The 14,961-nt window shown below is 61.3% G+C and carries 16 protein-coding genes; 10 read left to right on the forward strand and 6 right to left on the reverse strand.

Annotated elements, in window-relative coordinates:
• Window positions 1–48: 48 nt before the first annotated feature.
• The 3 genes from GH769_RS18360 to GH769_RS18370 all read left to right on the forward strand — a co-directional run bounded on the left by GH769_RS18360 (window position 49) and on the right by GH769_RS18370 (window position 3,506).
• Window positions 49–678, forward strand: a complete 630-nt coding sequence (locus GH769_RS18360) for a TetR/AcrR family transcriptional regulator (RefSeq protein ID WP_014719615.1) — start codon at window positions 49–51, stop codon at window positions 676–678.
• Window positions 679–864: 186 nt separating this feature from the next.
• Entirely contained in the window at window positions 865–1,923 is a 1,059-nt protein-coding gene (locus GH769_RS18365; protein ID WP_032902792.1) for a diguanylate cyclase, read from the forward strand.
• 263 nt (window positions 1,924–2,186) lie between these two features.
• Window positions 2,187–3,506 carry a PAS domain-containing methyl-accepting chemotaxis protein gene (locus tag GH769_RS18370; RefSeq protein WP_020303112.1) on the forward strand — a complete coding sequence of 440 codons (1,320 nt, stop codon included), beginning with the start codon at window positions 2,187–2,189 and terminating at the stop codon, window positions 3,504–3,506.
• A 25-nt stretch (window positions 3,507–3,531) separates the two neighbouring features.
• Here GH769_RS18370 and GH769_RS18375 read toward each other — a convergent pair whose 3' ends face one another.
• Entirely contained in the window at window positions 3,532–4,416 is an 885-nt protein-coding gene (locus GH769_RS18375; RefSeq protein ID WP_014719618.1) for a LysR family transcriptional regulator, read from the reverse strand.
• Between the two features lie 80 nt (window positions 4,417–4,496).
• Between GH769_RS18375 and GH769_RS18380 the strand changes: the two genes are divergently transcribed.
• Window positions 4,497–5,204, forward strand: coding sequence for a CTP synthase (locus tag GH769_RS18380; RefSeq protein ID WP_032902791.1), 708 nt, complete (start codon window positions 4,497–4,499; stop codon window positions 5,202–5,204).
• The gene (locus tag GH769_RS18385) at window positions 5,201–5,521 is read left to right on the forward strand and encodes an antibiotic biosynthesis monooxygenase (protein WP_019819298.1); all 321 of its coding nucleotides are present in this window, start codon (window positions 5,201–5,203) and stop codon (window positions 5,519–5,521) included. The genes GH769_RS18380 and GH769_RS18385 overlap by 4 nt, the downstream gene beginning before the upstream one ends.
• Before the next feature lie 130 nt (window positions 5,522–5,651).
• Here the strand turns inward: GH769_RS18385 and GH769_RS18390 are convergent, their stop codons facing one another.
• The gene (locus GH769_RS18390) at window positions 5,652–5,975 is read right to left on the reverse strand and encodes a DUF2025 family protein (protein ID WP_014719621.1); all 324 of its coding nucleotides are present in this window, start codon (window positions 5,973–5,975) and stop codon (window positions 5,652–5,654) included.
• 232 nt (window positions 5,976–6,207) lie between these two features.
• Here GH769_RS18390 and GH769_RS18395 point away from each other — a divergent pair, with 232 nt between their 5' ends.
• The 3 genes from GH769_RS18395 to GH769_RS18405 all read left to right on the forward strand — a co-directional run bounded on the left by GH769_RS18395 (window position 6,208) and on the right by GH769_RS18405 (window position 8,900).
• Window positions 6,208–7,335 (forward strand): glycerophosphodiester phosphodiesterase, encoded by a 1,128-nt coding sequence (locus GH769_RS18395; RefSeq protein ID WP_014719622.1) that lies wholly within the window; start codon window positions 6,208–6,210, stop codon window positions 7,333–7,335.
• A 94-nt stretch (window positions 7,336–7,429) separates the two neighbouring features.
• Entirely contained in the window at window positions 7,430–7,735 is a 306-nt protein-coding gene (locus GH769_RS18400) for a PepSY domain-containing protein (protein WP_014719623.1), read from the forward strand.
• A 145-nt stretch (window positions 7,736–7,880) separates the two neighbouring features.
• Entirely contained in the window at window positions 7,881–8,900 is a 1,020-nt protein-coding gene (locus GH769_RS18405) for a transporter (RefSeq protein ID WP_014719624.1), read from the forward strand.
• A 464-nt stretch (window positions 8,901–9,364) separates the two neighbouring features.
• Here GH769_RS18405 and GH769_RS18410 read toward each other — a convergent pair whose 3' ends face one another.
• From GH769_RS18410 to GH769_RS18420, 3 genes are read right to left on the reverse strand one after another with little or no spacing between them, the layout of a single operon-like run.
• Window positions 9,365–10,339: a biotin-dependent carboxyltransferase family protein gene (locus GH769_RS18410; RefSeq protein WP_014719625.1), complete on the reverse strand. Its 975-nt coding sequence runs from the start codon at window positions 10,337–10,339 to the stop codon at window positions 9,365–9,367.
• Entirely contained in the window at window positions 10,336–11,214 is an 879-nt protein-coding gene (locus tag GH769_RS18415; protein WP_020303116.1) for an allophanate hydrolase subunit 1, read from the reverse strand. Before GH769_RS18415 ends, GH769_RS18410 begins: the two co-directional genes overlap by 4 nt.
• 56 nt (window positions 11,215–11,270) lie before the next feature.
• Window positions 11,271–12,029: a 5-oxoprolinase subunit PxpA gene (locus GH769_RS18420; protein ID WP_014719627.1), complete on the reverse strand. Its 759-nt coding sequence runs from the start codon at window positions 12,027–12,029 to the stop codon at window positions 11,271–11,273.
• Window positions 12,030–12,278: 249 nt separating this feature from the next.
• On the opposite strand from GH769_RS18420, the gene GH769_RS18425 reads away from it, so the two are divergent.
• Window positions 12,279–13,196: a LysR family transcriptional regulator gene (locus GH769_RS18425; RefSeq protein WP_014719628.1), complete on the forward strand. Its 918-nt coding sequence runs from the start codon at window positions 12,279–12,281 to the stop codon at window positions 13,194–13,196.
• On the opposite strand, the gene GH769_RS18430 is transcribed toward GH769_RS18425, so the two are convergent.
• Complete coding sequence (locus GH769_RS18430; RefSeq protein ID WP_020303117.1) at window positions 13,193–14,089, reverse strand: LysR family transcriptional regulator; 897 nt, start codon at window positions 14,087–14,089, stop codon at window positions 13,193–13,195. The two genes, GH769_RS18425 and GH769_RS18430, sit on opposite strands and share 4 nt — an antisense overlap.
• Before the next feature lie 106 nt (window positions 14,090–14,195).
• Here GH769_RS18430 and GH769_RS18435 point away from each other — a divergent pair, with 106 nt between their 5' ends.
• Window positions 14,196–14,954: an SDR family NAD(P)-dependent oxidoreductase gene (locus tag GH769_RS18435; protein ID WP_014719630.1), complete on the forward strand. Its 759-nt coding sequence runs from the start codon at window positions 14,196–14,198 to the stop codon at window positions 14,952–14,954.
• The last annotated feature ends 7 nt before the right edge of the window (window positions 14,955–14,961 follow it).

Here is a 14,961-nt window from a genome sequence, read left to right on the forward strand (position 1 = left end):
GCAAGTAAACTGCCCGGTGTAATTTCATTGTTGAGTCGAATGCCTTCCATGACTGCCCCCAAACGCCTCACCGAGCGTAAACGCGAAGCCATCGTGGCGGCGGCGATTGCCGAATTTCGCGAGCACGGCTTCGAGGTCACCAGCATGGACAAGATCGCCGCCAGCGCTGGCGTTTCCAAGCGCACCGTGTACAACCACTTCCCCAGCAAGGAAGAACTGTTCGCCGAGATCCTCCACCAACTGTGGGCCAGCAGCGTTGCCCAACTGGACGTGATCTACACCAGTGACCGCCCACTGCGCGACCAACTACGCACGTTGCTGGAAGCGAAAATGCAGATGATGTCAGACGCCAACTTCCTCGACCTGGCACGCGTGGCCATTGCTGCCACTATCCATTCGCCGGAGCGCGCGCAAGACATGGTCAACCGCCTCAGTGCGCGGGAAGAAGGCTTTACCCAATGGGTGCGCGCCGCCCAGGAAGACGGCCGCCTCACCGGCACCGACCCGGCGTTCGCCGCCCACCAGATCCAAAGCCTGCTCAAGGCCTTTGCATTCTGGCCGCAAATCACCCTCGGCCAGCCCACCCTCGACCCTGCCACCCAGGCCCACGTCATCGAATCGGCCATCGACCTGTTCCTCGCCGGCTACGAAGCCAGCACGCAGCGCACGCCCCAGTAAGCCCTGTTGCAGGAGCGACATTTAAGGTCGTTTATGGCGTTTTTGCCCGCTGTTTTGCGCAAATGGCCTGGAAGGACACTGATTAATCCCACAGGAATAATCGACAATCCACCTTTCTTATCCGACCACCGGCTCTGCCCGCTGACGCGGGCTGTTGCACCCGCAAAAAAGTTGACCCAGGACACTATGGAAAACAGACGAGGCAAAGGGCTTTCATTTGCCAGGCGTATCTACACGCCAAGGATTATCGGCCTGGGTATCGGTAGCATCAGCGTAATCGGGGCTTTGTATCCCTTGTCGATGCCCGGTTGGGTCTGGGCGTTGCTGCTGTTCAACGGCATTGCCTGGCCGCATGTGGCGTACCTGATTTCCACTCACTCGCCATTTCCCTACCAGGCCGAACAACGCAACCTGCTGTATGACTCAGTGCTGGGCGGATTCTGGGCCGCGGCCACTCAGTTTTCGCCACTGACAGCGGTGACTATTCTGTCGATGATGGCCATGAACAACGTCGCAGCCGGTGGCAAACGCCTGTTCCTGCGCGGGTTGCTGGCACAGGCGGCCGGTATCGCGGTGGCCTGGGGCCTGTTCGGCATCAAGTTCGACCCCAGCGTCAGCCTCACCGAGGTCTACACCTGCCTGCCGATGCTGACGCTCTACCCGATGGCCATCGGCATGGTCTGTTACCAGTTGGCGATCAAACTGTCGCAACACAAACGCGCCCTCAGCGCCCTGAGCCGCATCGACAGCCTCACCGGCCTGCTCAACCATGGTTCCTGGAAAGACCTGCTGAACCTCAAGTTTCACAAGTGCCAGCAGCAACACGGCCAAGCGACCATTGCTTTGATCGATATCGACCACTTCAAGCACATCAATGACGTTCATGGCCACACCGTGGGTGACGCGGTGCTGCGCCAGTTGAGCCAAGCGCTGCGCGAACACTTGCGCGAAGAAGACCTGGCCGGCCGCTATGGCGGCGATGAGTTCTGTGTGATGCTTCCGAAAATGCCCCTGCAAGCCGCTGCGCAGGTAATGGAGCATCTACGCGAAACCTTCAGTCACTATCGGCATCCGCAAATCCCAGACCTGCGCGTCAGCCTGAGCATTGGCCTGGCGGATTTCCACCCGTCCTTCAAGGACGCGGTCATGTGGCTCGATGCTGCGGATCGCGCGTTGTACACCGCCAAAAACAGCGGCCGCAACCGCGTCAAGATCAGCGAATGCACGGTCGTTCATTCAGCCTGAGTTGTCTGATGACACCTCGTCCGAATCTTGCTCCGCCCACCTGCTGCAATAGCATAATGCCGCCATTGGTCGCCTGGCCAAAATAGTCCTGCCTGACGAGCGAACTTCCAGGCCGATTGATCACTCTGAGACCGTTGTTCTACCCCCCTCTGTCAGCACCAGGAAGCTGGCAATGAGCAAGTCAACCGTAAGGCCAGGGGCCCTACGGGGTCAGGCGCAAATACATGGACCCCGCATACGCTTGCATACCCGAGCCCTCCACCATGCTATTTCACGCTCACAAGAAAACCATCAGTACCCTGCAACACAGCCTTGCCCAACAGACCAGCCTGCTGGACGCCATCGAGCGCTCCATGGCCGTGATCGAATTCGACCTGCAAGGTACCGTGCTGCGCGCCAATGACAACTTCTTCAAGACCATGGGCTACCGCGCCGAACAGATTCTGGGCCAGCCCCATCGGATGTTCTGTACCCCGGCGTTCGCCCGCAGCGCGGACTACAACCAGTTATGGACGCACCTGCGCAACGGCCAATTCCAGTCGGGCACCTTTGAACGAGTAGGCGGCAACGGCGCCTCGGTGTGGCTGGAAGCCAGCTATAACCCGGTACGGGATGAAGCGGGGAATGTAATCAAAGTGGTGAAATACGCCATGGACGTCACCCCGCGCCTGCAAGCCGAGAGCGAAGCCAACGCCAAGCTTGCAGCCATCGACCGCGCCATGGCGATGATCGAGTTCAACCTCGACGGCACCATCATCACCGCCAACGGCAATTTCCTGCAGCGCATGGGCTACAGCCTGGCGCAGATCCAGGGCAAGCATCACCGCCTGTTTTGCACGGCCGAACTGGCCAACAGTGCGGCCTACAGCGAGTTCTGGAAGCGCTTGAACCAGGGCGAGCTGTTCAATGGCCAGTTCGAGCGGGTGGATAAACACGGCCAGGTCGTGTGGCTGGAAGCCAACTACAACCCGGTCTACGACGCCAGCGGGCGCTTGTGCAAAGTGGTGAAGTTCGCCTCGGACGTCACCGCCCGCGTGCTACAGCATGCCGCTGACGCACAGAGCGCCGCCCAGGCTTATCACCTGTCGTTGAACACCCAGGAGATGGCGGAAAAAGGCGCTGAGGTGATTCAGAAGACCGCCAGCGGCATGCGTGAAATTGCCGTGGATATCGACACCTCTTCGCAACTGATCGCCAAGCTGGGCGAACGCTCGCAACAGATCACCGCCATCGTCAACACCATTCGCGGCATTGCCGACCAGACCAACCTGCTGGCCCTCAACGCCGCCATCGAAGCCGCCCGCGCCGGCGAGCAGGGACGTGGCTTTGCCGTGGTGGCCGATGAAGTGCGGCAACTGGCCGCGCGCACCAGCGGCTCCACCGCGGAAATCTCCGGCATGATCGCCATGATCCAGGACGAAACCCGCCAAGCCATCGACAGCATGGACGCCACCCGCGACCGCGCTGCCCAGGGTGTGGAACTGGCCAACCAGGCCGGCACGGTGATCCTGCAGATTCGCGAAGGTACCGGCGAGGCGGTACAAGCGGTAAGCGCGTTTGCCAATGAGCGGGGCAATCGCTGAACCCTTGGCGCTGGCTGTCTGAGGGTTAACTTCGCAGCCAGCGCACATGCCGCCCCAACTCATCAAACAGCGTCACCACCGAGCGCAACGCCCGACAATCAGGCCGCGTCAACAACCACAACGCCGTATCGTGCCCTGCCAGCGCAGGGCCCAGCGGTTGCACGCCATTCCCGACTAGAAAATCCGGCAGCGCCGCTACGCCCAACCCTGCGCGCACTAATTCGGCCACCGACTGCATGCTGTTGCACCGATAACGGAGACGCACGCCCGGCAAATACTCACGGCGCCAGGCGACGGTGGGGTGATCGGGTAAAAAATCGTCCGGCGCGATCCAGGCCAGATCGGCCCACTCATGGTCTGGGTGCAGGCGCGCATAGTCGGCACTGGCACACACCTGATACGCCACCGCCCCCAGGCAACGTCCGACAAGATGCTCCGGCGGCGCCGTGGTCAGGCGCAGGGCGATATCCGCATCGCGGCGGCTGAGGTTGGCGAAGTCATTGGAGGTGCTCAGTTCCAGGGTCAACGCCGGGTAGGCCGGCATGAACTGCGCGAGGGCCGGCAACAGCAAGCCTTGCAACACTGAGTCGGTGCAGGTCAGGCGCACGGTGCCGCTGATCACTTCACCGCCCTGTTCCACGCCAATGCGCGCCGCCTCCAGCGCCTGCTCGGCACGCTCGGCCTGTTGGGCCAGGTTGCTCGCCAGGCTGGTGGGCAAATAACCGGCACGGCTTTTTTCAAACAGGGTTTGACCCAGCGCCGCCTCCAGCCGCCGCACCGCACGGAACACCGTGGACACATCGACCCGCAGCAGCGCCGCCGCCCGTGCCAGGGTACCGCCGCGCACCAGGGCCAGGACCAATGACAGGTCGGCGTAGTCGATTTGATAGTGCGTAGCTGCATTGAACATATGGGCAAACGCCAATATTGATTGCGTGAGCGCCAATCTATAGTGGGTATCAACCCACCACAAGCCATGGGACGTACACGATGCCAACCCCCGCGCTGCACCTTGCCCTGATCGGTGACTACAATCCTGATGTGACCGCCCACCAAGCCATTCCCATGGCCCTGCAACAGGCCGCCGACGCTCTGGGCCTGAGCGTCCACGTGCAATGGCTGGCCACCGACACCCTTACCTCCACTTCTGCCCTGAGCGACTTCGACGGCTTCTGGTGCGTGCCCGGCAGCCCCTATCGCGACGTCGACGGCGCCCTGCGCGCGATACGTTTTGCCCGCGAACAAGGTCGCCCTTTCCTCGGTACCTGCGGCGGTTTTCAACATGCCGTGCTGGAATATGCCCGTCATGTGCTCGGCTGGGCCGATGCCCAGCACGGCGAATTAATGCCCGATGCTGAGCGCGCCGTCATCACGCCGCTGGACTGCTCCCTGGTGGAAGTGAACGACACCGTGCGCCTGGCCGCGTACACGCGCATTGCCCAGGCCTACGGCAGCCTGGACATCCACGAGGGTTACCGTTGCCGCTACGGCATCAACCCCGCCTTTGCCGACGCCCTGCTGGACGCCAACCTGATTCCCACCGGCCACGATTCGGCGGGCGATCTGCGCGCGGTGGAACTGCTCGACCACCCGTTCTTCGTCGCCACCCTGTTCCAGCCCGAACGCGCCGCACTCAAGGGCATCACGCCGCCGCTGGTGATTGCGCTGCTCAAGGCCTGCCAGGAGGTATCGGCATGATTGCCAAAACACCCGCCCCACCTTATTACGCGGTAATTTTCAGCTCGCTGCGCACCGACGCCGACCGGGGTTATGGCGAGGCCGCCACGCGCATGCTGGAACTGGCCAGGCAACAACCGGGGTTTCTTGGGGTGGAATCGGCGCGGGAGGATGGGCTGGGGATCACCGTGTCCTACTGGGCCAGCGAGGCGGCGATCCTGGCCTGGAAACAACAGGCTGAGCATCGGCAGGTGCGCGAGCAAGGGCGGGCCACTTGGTATGCGGCGTTTCACACGCGGGTGTGCAAGGTAGAGCGGGCCTACACCTTCTCCACTTGAATCACCGAACCCGGTGGGAGCTGGCTTGCCTGCGATGCAGACACCTCGGTGATGCAGTGAAACCGCAGTGAGACTATCGCAGGCAAGCCAGCTCCCACATTTGCTCGTCATCGTTAGCAATCGCGGACGCTCAGCTCACCAAACTACGCAACGCGCTGATCTGCGGGATCTCTACCCGGCGCATATACACACGCAGCGGCTCGGTGATGTTGATGCGCTCGTCGATATTCTGGTCGAGCAACAACTGCAGGCGCGCTCGGCACAGGGTCATGGTGTGGTCGGCGGCCGGCAGCCAGACGAACTCGGCCGTGGGGATGATGCCGTCATCGGCCACGTCCATGCCGAATGAGTCTTCGCTGAATCGTACGATGTACTGGCCGGTCTTGCGGTTGAGGCCGACAAAACCCTGGAGTTGGTCGGCGGCCTGGCAGATAAGCTCGGAAGTGATGCGCATGGTAAACCTCACTGAAAAGTCCCACAGGGACTGGAAAGATGGTTTACACGCGTGGCAGAAAATACCGCCCTCTGGCGGGGCAGCTACCCGTAAGAATACTGCAACACCCTGCAAAAAAGTCGACAAAATTGGCCGGTGCGCACGTTAATGTCGGTTTGGTGATAGCGCCGTTCGCAATCAATTGTTAAAAAGGACACCTTCTCAAAGTTACCTCCACGAAAGGACTTCGCATATGCCTGTCACGTTTTCCAAAAGCGCCTTGCTGCTGGCGTTGATGCTCGGCCTTGGCCAGGCACAGGCTGCCGAGCCGGTCAGCCCGGCCGAATTGGCGACAAACGAAGGCATTCCCTACCCTGCCGTGATCGCTCACCGTGGTGCTTCCTACGATGCGCCTGAATCCACCGCCGCTGCCTACAAGGTTGCACGCGACCTGGGCGCCGACTACCTGGAACTGGACCTGCAACGTAGCAAGGACGGCGTGCTGTTCGCCCTGCACGACAACAACCTGCAGCGCACCACCGACGTCGCCACCAAGTTCCCCGAGCGCAAAGACGCGCCTGCCAACGAGTTCACCTGGAAAGAGCTGCAAACCCTCGACGCCGGCAGCTGGTTCAACGCCGCCTACCCGGACCGCGCGCGCCCTGGTTTCGTTGGCCTGAAAATCCTGAGCCTGGACGACATCATCAAGATCGCCGAAGGCAACCCCTCGCACAAACCCGGCCTGTACATCGAGACCAAGGAGCCCAAGCAGTTCCCCGGTATCGAAGCCGACCTGAAAAACAAGCTGCTCGACAAAGGCTGGCTGAGCTCCGCCGGCTCCAAACTGGGCAAGAGCAATACCGGTGTCGGCCAAGGCAAGGGCCGCGTGGTGCTGCAAACCTTCGAAACCGCCAGCCTCAAAGAGCTGCAGAAGGAAATGCCCAACACTCCGAAAATCCTGCTGTTGTGGGTGGGTGAAGGCAGCATCGAGCCCAAATCCAAAGTGACCTTCGCCGAGTCTGGCGAATCCACCAAGGCCGCCTACTACGCCAAGCAAGAGCCTAAAGACGCTGCCGAATTCGAAAAATGGGTTGATGAAGCCAAAAGCCTCGGCGCCATCGGCACCGGCCCGTCGGCCGAGCTGACCGACCACGGCGACCAGAGCTACACCGACCTGGTGAAGCCTGAAATGAACAAGCTGACCCACGACAAGGGCCTGCTGGTGCATGTGTATACGGTGGATGAGCCGGTGGACTTCGAGAAAGTGATGAAGGCCGGCGTCGATGGCATTTTCACCAACCGCGCCGCCGAGCTGTTGAAGTTCTACAAGCGCTGGCCGTCGTCCAGCGTGCAAGACCTGCTCAACGACCATAAGTACTAAAAGCGTTAGTGTCAGTGAGCCATTAAGGATGAGTTAAGTTGCGCCGGTTAATCTGGCGCCACTTAAACAGCTCAACCTAAGAAGGACACACACCATGAAAACCTTGACTGCCCTGTTCGCTGCTACTGCCCTGACCTTGACTGCCGGCCTGGCCCAGGCTGATGTCCGTCCGGACCAGATTCCTAGCCTGCTCAAGTCCGGTGAAGTGATGGCGTTCGAAAAGCTTAACGCCGCCGCCGTCGCCCAACATGCCGGCGCGACCATCAACGATACCGAGTTGGATCACGAAGCTGGCAAGCTGGTCTACGAAGTGGACCTGACCGACACCACCGGCAAGAAATGGGATGTGAAGCTCGACGCCAAGACCGGTGCCGTGCTGGAAAACAAGCAAGACACCTGAGTTGAACCTTGAAAAAACGCGCCACCTTCGGGTGGCGCGTTTTTTTATGCGCGCCTCAAACGGTCACATAACCGTCATACCGCCTTGCAATGATTCGCTCAGGAACCTGTGAAACGTCCTACAGGCCCTTTCTCTGCGAGTCGCCATGAACCACAGCATCGACCACGGCCATCAAGATTCCGATCTGTTTGGCCTGCTTTACGGTTTTCGTTTTCGCCCCGGCGAGAAAGGCCAACAAATTGATTCCGCCACCGCCCTCGCCGCCTTACAGCACCCGCCAGACCCGGACGAATTCCTGTGGCTGCACCTGAACCTGGCGCACGCCGCCTGCGAGCGCTGGATGCAGGCGCATTTGTCGCTGCCGGAAGAGTTTTTTGAAGCCTTGCATGAGGGCTCACGCTCCACGCGCATCGAGCATGTGGACTCGGCCTTGTTGGCAGTGGTCAACGATGTGGTGTTCAACTTCAGCAGCATGGTGTCGTCGGATATTTCCACGCTATGGGTGTGCGCTCGCAGCCGCTTGCTGGTGAGCGCGCGCCTGCAGCCTTTGCACTCGGTGGATAAATTGCGCTCGTCGGTGAAGGCCGGCGAACACTTTCGCTCCCCCTTGGAGCTGTTGGTGCACCTGCTGCGCGACCAGGGCGAAGTGCTGACGCAGATCGTGCGCAAGACCAGTATCAGCGTCGACCATATCGAAGATCAGCTGTTGTCTTCGCGCCTGTCCACCAACCGCGCCGAACTGGGTGCCGCCCGCCGCGTGCTGGTGCGCCTGCAACGCCTGCTGGCGCTGGAACCGGGCTCGCTGCTGCGCCTGCTCAATCGCCCGCCGCAATGGCTGCAAAAGGAAGACGTGAAGGAGTTACGCAAATCCACCGAGGAGTTTGCGCTGATCATCAACGACCTGACCGCCTTGGGGGAACGCATCAAGCTGTTGCAGGAAGAGATCGCCGCCAACCTCAATGAACAGAGCAACCGCACGCTGTTTACCCTCACGGTGGTGACGGTGCTGGCGCTGCCGATCAATATCATTGCCGGCTTTTTTGGCATGAATGTGGGTGGGGTGCCGCTTTCCCAGGATCCGGAAGGCTTCTGGATACTGGTGGCCTTAGTCGCAACCTTCACCCTGATCGCTGGACGGTGGGCATTCCGCAAATTCTCAAATTGAAATAAGCCCAAAGGTGGGAACTGGCTTGCCTGCGATTGCGGTGTATCAGCCAAGACAATGCAAGCTGACCCACCGCTATCGCAGGCAAGCCAGCTCCCACAGGGTTTTGCGTTTATTCAGTGTTTGAAGCGTCCAGCCACTGATCGCCGGGCATTGCGCACATTCTCAAATTGAAATGAGCCCAACTGTGGGAGCTGGCTTGCCTGCGATAGCGGTGTATCAGCCAACACAATGCAAGCTGGCCCACCGCTATCGCAGGCAAGCCAGCTCCCACAGGGTTTTGCGTTTATTCAGTGTTTGAAGCGTCCAGCCACTGATCGCCGGGCATTGCGCACATTCTCAAATTGAAATGAGCCCAACTGTGGGAGCTGGCTTGCCTGCGATTGCGGTGTATCTGCCAACACAATGCAAGCTGGCCCACCGCTATCGCAGGCAAGCCAGCTCCCACAGCAGTTTGCGTTTATTCAGTGATTGAAGAGTCCCGTCATCGCTTTGAGGCGCTTCTTGTACACCCGCCGCGCCTCCAAAGCCTCCTCGAGGCTCACCGCCACAAACCCCGCTCGCTGGTTGGGCTGCATCTGCCCGATCAAGTCCAGGTCGGCGCTGATCACCGTGCCAATCATCGCGTAGCCACCGCCCGACACCGCATCGCGGTGCAACACAATCGGCTCCAGCCCCGCCGGTACTTGAATCGAGCCAATCGGGTAGCAACTGTCCACGATGTTGGAAGGATCGGAGCCCGCGCCAAACGGCTGTTCCCGTGGCTGGAAGCTCAACGCGCTGCCGCCCTTGAAGCGGTAGCCGATGCGATCGGCCTCGGAGCCCACCGTCCACGGCTCGGCAAAAAAGCTGCTTTTGGCCTCGTCAGTCAAGCGCTCGTAATACAGCCCCGGCACTACCCGCAACGTCACATCGCCGCCGACCGAACGCCGCAACGCCATCGGCAAGCTGTTGCCCGCACGCCCCATACCGCTGGCGGTACCGATCGGCAATTGATCGCCCTCCTGCAAGCGTCGGCCGTTAAACCCGCCGAGGGCGCCGAGTGTGTAGGTGGAGCGGCTGCCGAGCACCAACGGCACGTCGATACCGCCGGCGACGGCGAGGTAGGTGCGTGCGCCGGCCTTGGGAAACTCGAACCGCAGCACCTGCCCGGCGCGCACGGCAAAGGCGGTGTCCTGGTGCACCACTTCACCGTCCAGGCGCGGCGACATCAAGGCGCCGCTCAAGGCCACCAGCGCGTCCTGCTGGAACTCCAGCTCCGGCCCGATCAGCGTGCATTCCAGGCCCGCCGCGCCCACAGGATTGCCCACCAGGTGGTTGGCCGCACTCAACGCGTATTGGTCCAGCGCCCCCGACGGCGGGATGCCCAAGTGGTAATAACCTTCGCGGCCCAGGTCCTGCACGGAGGTGGCGAGGCCAGGTTTGAGGACCTTGATCATGCCAGCGCCTCCTGCAGGGTTTTCGGGTAGCCGATGGGGTCGGCGAGAAAGGCATCCAGGGAAAACTCCACCGGGCGGATGCGCAAGTCGAAACGACCGGCGTCCACCTCGGCGACCGCCAGGTCATAAGCCTCGCGGTCCATCGGCTTGAACTGCACGATATCGCCAGGGCGGAAGAACACCATGTGCTCCTTGAGGTACGCCAACTGCTGCGCCGGGTCGTAGATCGGTGCCGGGGTAACGCCGAACATCTGGTAACCGCCCGCGCCACGCACCGAGTAGATACAGCCAAAGCAGCCGCCATGGCCCAGGGTCAGTTTCGGCGTGTCGGTGCGTGGGCGCAGGTATTTGGGCACCTGCAATTGCCGCTCGCGTTCGACCATCTGGAACATGAACGGCAAGCCCGCGACAAAGCCGACCATCGACACAAACCACGGCGCGCCACTGTGGGCGGCGATGAACGCGTCCACGTCGGCCAGGCCATTGATGCGTGCCGCGTATTCCAGGTCTGTGCCGCTGGGGTCTTGGTGGCGGTCACGAAAACGCATCAGGGTTTCGCGGGTCCAGGGGTCGTTATAGAGCACCGGGATTTCGATGATGCGCGTGCGCAAGGTGCGTTCGGCCACGGCCTGGGCTTCGGCGCTTTGCACGGCGTCGAGCAGCGCGTGAGGGGCAATGCGGTCAGGGTCGAAGCGAATCTGGAACGATGCGTTGGCCAGGCAGACATCCAGTACGCCTTCCAGTGCCAGGCGCTCCACGGCGCGGGTCACCGCCATGCCCTTGAAAAAAGCCTCCAGGGACATGCTGTTGCTGACCTCGGCAAACAGGTGTTCATCACCGCCGAAGCTGTAGCGGATGGGGGACGTTTCAGCCATGTCTGTTCCTCTTGGAATCATTGTAGAAAGGCAGGCAAAAAAGTAAGGGGGGGATCTTATCGGGGTGTTCTGACGTCGATACCCGCCTGGTCCAGGGCTTCACGGGTGGCCCCCACCAGCTCCAGGGCGCCAGGGGTGTCGCTGTGCAGGCAGATGGAATCGAATTCGATCGCCAGGTCTTCGCCTTCGACGGTACGTACCAGGCCGGTCTGACACGCACGCAAGACGCGCGCGGCCACTGTGGCGGGGTCCAGCGCCCGCACATTGCGGGTAAACACGATGGAACCGCTGAGGTCGTATTCACGGTCGGCATAAAACTCGCGCACCACCGGCTGCCCCAGTTCCTTGGCAATGCGCCAGATCACCGAGTTGGGCATGCAGTACAGCATCAGCGTGGGCTCGATGATTTGCAGGTTTTGCACCAACAGCCGGGCGGCCTCTTCATCGCGGGCCAGGTGCATGTAGAGCGCGCCGTGAGGCTTGATGTGTTGCAGGCTCATGCCTTGGGCACGGGCTATTTCGCGCAGGGCACCGAGCTGGTAGAGCATGTCGTCCACCAGTTCCTGGGCCGGTGCGTTGATATGCCGACGACCGAAACCCACCAGGTCACGAAAGCCTGGGTGTGCGCCGATGGCCACACCCCGTTGCTTGGCGCGCTCGACGGTGCGGCGCATGGTGCCTGGGTCGCCGGCGTGAAAGCCGGTGGCGATATTGGCCGAGCTGATATAGGCCATCAGCTCTGCGTCGACGCCGTCGCCGATGGTCCAGGGGCCAAAGCCTTCGCCCATGTCTGAATTGAAATCCACTGCCTGCATCGAGGTCGCTCCGCCAAAGGTGATGCCCGCAAAGTAGGCCGTGGCTTGACCCCTTGGGAAGATCTATTATCAGATGGCCCATCTTCTGAAAATCAGATAGCTTTTTATCCTCGACCCCCGATCGTTCCCACGCTCTGCGTGGGAATGCAGCCATGGACGCTCTGCGTCCGCACTTGAGACCGTGACGCGCAGCGTCACAAGAGGCATTCCCACGCAGAGCGTGGGAACGATCAATAAGCAGAGTGCGATATGTCTTTAACCTTGCGCCAGGTTCGCTATTTCGTCGCCACTGCGGAAATCGGCCAGATTTCCCAGGCAGCAATTCACCTGAATATTTCCCAATCGGCGGTGACCACAGCGATCAAGGAGCTGGAAGCCATGCTCGGCGTGCAGTTGTTCGTGCGCTCGGCCCAAGGCATGAACCTCACCGACGCGGGGCGGCATTTTCTCAACCGTGCCTATGTGATTGTGCGCAGCGTGGAGGATGCCCTCAACAGCCCGTTGCCGGACTACCGCGCCAGCGGCGTGCTGCGGGTGGCGGCCAGCTACACCGTGCTGGGTTATTTCCTGCCGCACCATTTACAGCGCATGGAGCATTGGCATCCGGACGTGACCATCGAGGTGTTCGAACAGGAGCGCCAGGCCATCGAACAGGGCCTGCTCGACGGCCAGTTCGACATGGCTGTGGTGCTCACTGCCAACCTCACCCACGCGGATATCGTCTCGGAAATTCTATTCAACTCTGAACGCCGCCTGTGGCTGCCGAGCCATCACCCATTGTGCGAACGCGGTGCCGTGAGCCTGGCCGACGTGGCCCAAGAACCCTACATCTTGCTCACCGTCGATGAAGCCGAACACAGCGCCATGCGCTACTGGGAACAGGCCGGGCAAACGCCCAAGGTGCGGCTGCGCACCAGCTCGGTGGAGGCGGTGCGCAGCATGGTTGCCAACGGCAGCGGCGTGGCGATCCTGTCAGACCTGGTGCACCGGCCCTGGTCCCTGGAAGGCAAACGCATCGAAACCCTGACCGTGACCGACCCGGTCACCCCCATGAGCGTCGGCCTGGCCTGGCACCGCGAGCGCGCGTTTACCCCCGCGATGCAAGCGTTCCGGGATTACTTCCACGACGCGTTCCTGGCGCCCCAGCAGTTGTCGGCACGCCGTTAAAGATGAGCTTGCAGGGTGGCGGTCAACCAGTCCATGAACACCCGCACCCGCAACGGCAGATGCCGCTGGCCGGCGTACAGCAACGACACATCCAAGGGCGGCGCCTGGTAGTCGGGCAGCACCGCCACCAACTCGCCGCTGGCCAACAAGTCGTGTATCCCCAGTTGCGGCACCTGGGTAATGCCAAACCCGCCCAGGCACGCCGATTGATAGGCGTCGGTGCTGTTGACCGTCACCCGGCCTGCCATCGGCAGCCGCTGCACCTTGTTGCCCACCAGGTATTCGAACCCGGCCGAGCGTGCGCCCAGCGGCCGCACGTAATGCACCAACTGATGATGCGCCAGGTCTGCCAGGGTGTCGGGCACGCCATACCGTTGCAGGTACGCCGCGCTCGCGCAGTTGACCATCGGCATGCTGCACACCCGCCGCGCTACCACAGTTTGATCGGGCTGGGCGCCGACGCGCACCACGCAATCAAAACCTTCGGCGATCAGGTCCACCTGGCGGTCCGAACAGCTGATTTCCATGTCGATCAGCGGATGGCGCGCCATGAACGTGGGCAAGTTCGGCAAGATCACGCCCCGCGCCATGACATTGGGCATGTCCACCCGTATGCGTCCGGCCAATTGGGTTTCGTCCTGACGGAACAAACCTTCTAACTCTTCCATGTGCGCCAGCAGATCCTTGCTGCGCTCATACAACACACGACCATCCTGGGTCGCCTGCACCTTGCGCGTGGTGCGTTGCAACAGCCGAGCGCCGAGCAACTCCTCCAACGCCTGCACATGCTCAGAGACCGTAGAGCGCGGCAAGCCCAGGCTTTGGCCGGCCTGGGTAAAGCTCGACAACTCAGTAACGCGTACGAAGGTGCGCAGCAGCTCAAGCTTGTTCATTAGATTGTTCGCCTTATCCGGCCAGTGATTTCGATATCAGCCTGTTTATCACGTTATGGCCGGACAAATACACTCAGTCCCACTCACCCCATTCGAGGACTGCACCATGACCCGTAAAATCGCACTCATCACTGGCGCTAGCCGTGGCCTGGGCAAAAGCGCCGCCCTGCACCTGGCTGCGCAAGGCATCGACATCATCGGCACTTACCACAGCGCAGCGGCCGAAGCCCAAGCCGTGGTTGCCCAGGTAGAGGCCTTGGGCGGTCGCGCCGCCATGCTGCAACTGGACGTCAGCCAGAGCGCAACCTTCGATGCATTCGTTGGCCAGATCGGCACACTGCTCAAGGATGTGTTCGCCCAGGAGCATTTCAACTTCCTGATCAACAACGCCGGGGTTGGCACCTACGCAAGCTTTGCCGAAACCACCGAAGCCCAGTTCGACCAGTTGGTGGCGATCCATGTGAAGGCACCGTTTTTCCTCACGCAGAAACTGCTGCCGCTGATCAGCGATGGCGGGCGCATCATCAATATCTCCAGCGGCCTGGCGCGCTTCAGCCTGCCGGGGTATGCCGCCTACGCATCTATGAAAGGCGCGGTGGAAGTCTTGTCGCGCTACCAGGCTAAAGAACTGGGCCCACGGGGTATTACCGTGAACACCCTGGCACCGGGCGCGATTGCCACCGACTTCGGCGGCGGCGCGGTGCGCGATAACACCGATGTGAATGCGATGGTTGCCAATAACACCGCCCTGGGCCGCGTAGGCTTGCCGGACGACATTGGCGGGGCGATTTCGACCTTGCTGGCCGATGGCAGTCATTGGATCACCGGCCAGCGGATCGAGGCGTCGGGCGGGATGTTCCTATAAGCGACGC

The sequence above is a fragment of the Pseudomonas sp. CFSAN084952 genome, from assembly GCF_009648855.1.
Classification (GTDB): domain Bacteria; phylum Pseudomonadota; class Gammaproteobacteria; order Pseudomonadales; family Pseudomonadaceae; genus Aquipseudomonas; species Aquipseudomonas paracarnis.

Excerpts from the sequence above, each read along its gene's own strand:
- GH769_RS18360 (WP_014719615.1), top strand. The coding sequence starts at position 49 with ATGACTGCCCCCAAACGCCTCACCGAGCGTAAACGCGAAGCCATCGTG.
- GH769_RS18365 (WP_032902792.1), top strand. The coding sequence starts at position 865 with ATGGAAAACAGACGAGGCAAAGGGCTTTCATTTGCCAGGCGTATCTAC.
- GH769_RS18370 (WP_020303112.1), top strand. The coding sequence starts at position 2,187 with ATGCTATTTCACGCTCACAAGAAAACCATCAGTACCCTGCAACACAGC.
- GH769_RS18375 (WP_014719618.1), bottom strand. The coding sequence starts at position 4,416 with ATGTTCAATGCAGCTACGCACTATCAAATCGACTACGCCGACCTGTCA.
- GH769_RS18380 (WP_032902791.1), top strand. The coding sequence starts at position 4,497 with ATGCCAACCCCCGCGCTGCACCTTGCCCTGATCGGTGACTACAATCCT.
- GH769_RS18385 (WP_019819298.1), top strand. The coding sequence starts at position 5,201 with ATGATTGCCAAAACACCCGCCCCACCTTATTACGCGGTAATTTTCAGC.
- GH769_RS18390 (WP_014719621.1), bottom strand. The coding sequence starts at position 5,975 with ATGCGCATCACTTCCGAGCTTATCTGCCAGGCCGCCGACCAACTCCAG.
- GH769_RS18395 (WP_014719622.1), top strand. The coding sequence starts at position 6,208 with ATGCCTGTCACGTTTTCCAAAAGCGCCTTGCTGCTGGCGTTGATGCTC.
- GH769_RS18400 (WP_014719623.1), top strand. The coding sequence starts at position 7,430 with ATGAAAACCTTGACTGCCCTGTTCGCTGCTACTGCCCTGACCTTGACT.
- GH769_RS18405 (WP_014719624.1), top strand. The coding sequence starts at position 7,881 with ATGAACCACAGCATCGACCACGGCCATCAAGATTCCGATCTGTTTGGC.
- GH769_RS18410 (WP_014719625.1), bottom strand. The coding sequence starts at position 10,339 with ATGATCAAGGTCCTCAAACCTGGCCTCGCCACCTCCGTGCAGGACCTG.
- GH769_RS18415 (WP_020303116.1), bottom strand. The coding sequence starts at position 11,214 with ATGGCTGAAACGTCCCCCATCCGCTACAGCTTCGGCGGTGATGAACAC.
- GH769_RS18420 (WP_014719627.1), bottom strand. The coding sequence starts at position 12,029 with ATGCAGGCAGTGGATTTCAATTCAGACATGGGCGAAGGCTTTGGCCCC.
- GH769_RS18425 (WP_014719628.1), top strand. The coding sequence starts at position 12,279 with ATGTCTTTAACCTTGCGCCAGGTTCGCTATTTCGTCGCCACTGCGGAA.
- GH769_RS18430 (WP_020303117.1), bottom strand. The coding sequence starts at position 14,089 with ATGAACAAGCTTGAGCTGCTGCGCACCTTCGTACGCGTTACTGAGTTG.
- GH769_RS18435 (WP_014719630.1), top strand. The coding sequence starts at position 14,196 with ATGACCCGTAAAATCGCACTCATCACTGGCGCTAGCCGTGGCCTGGGC.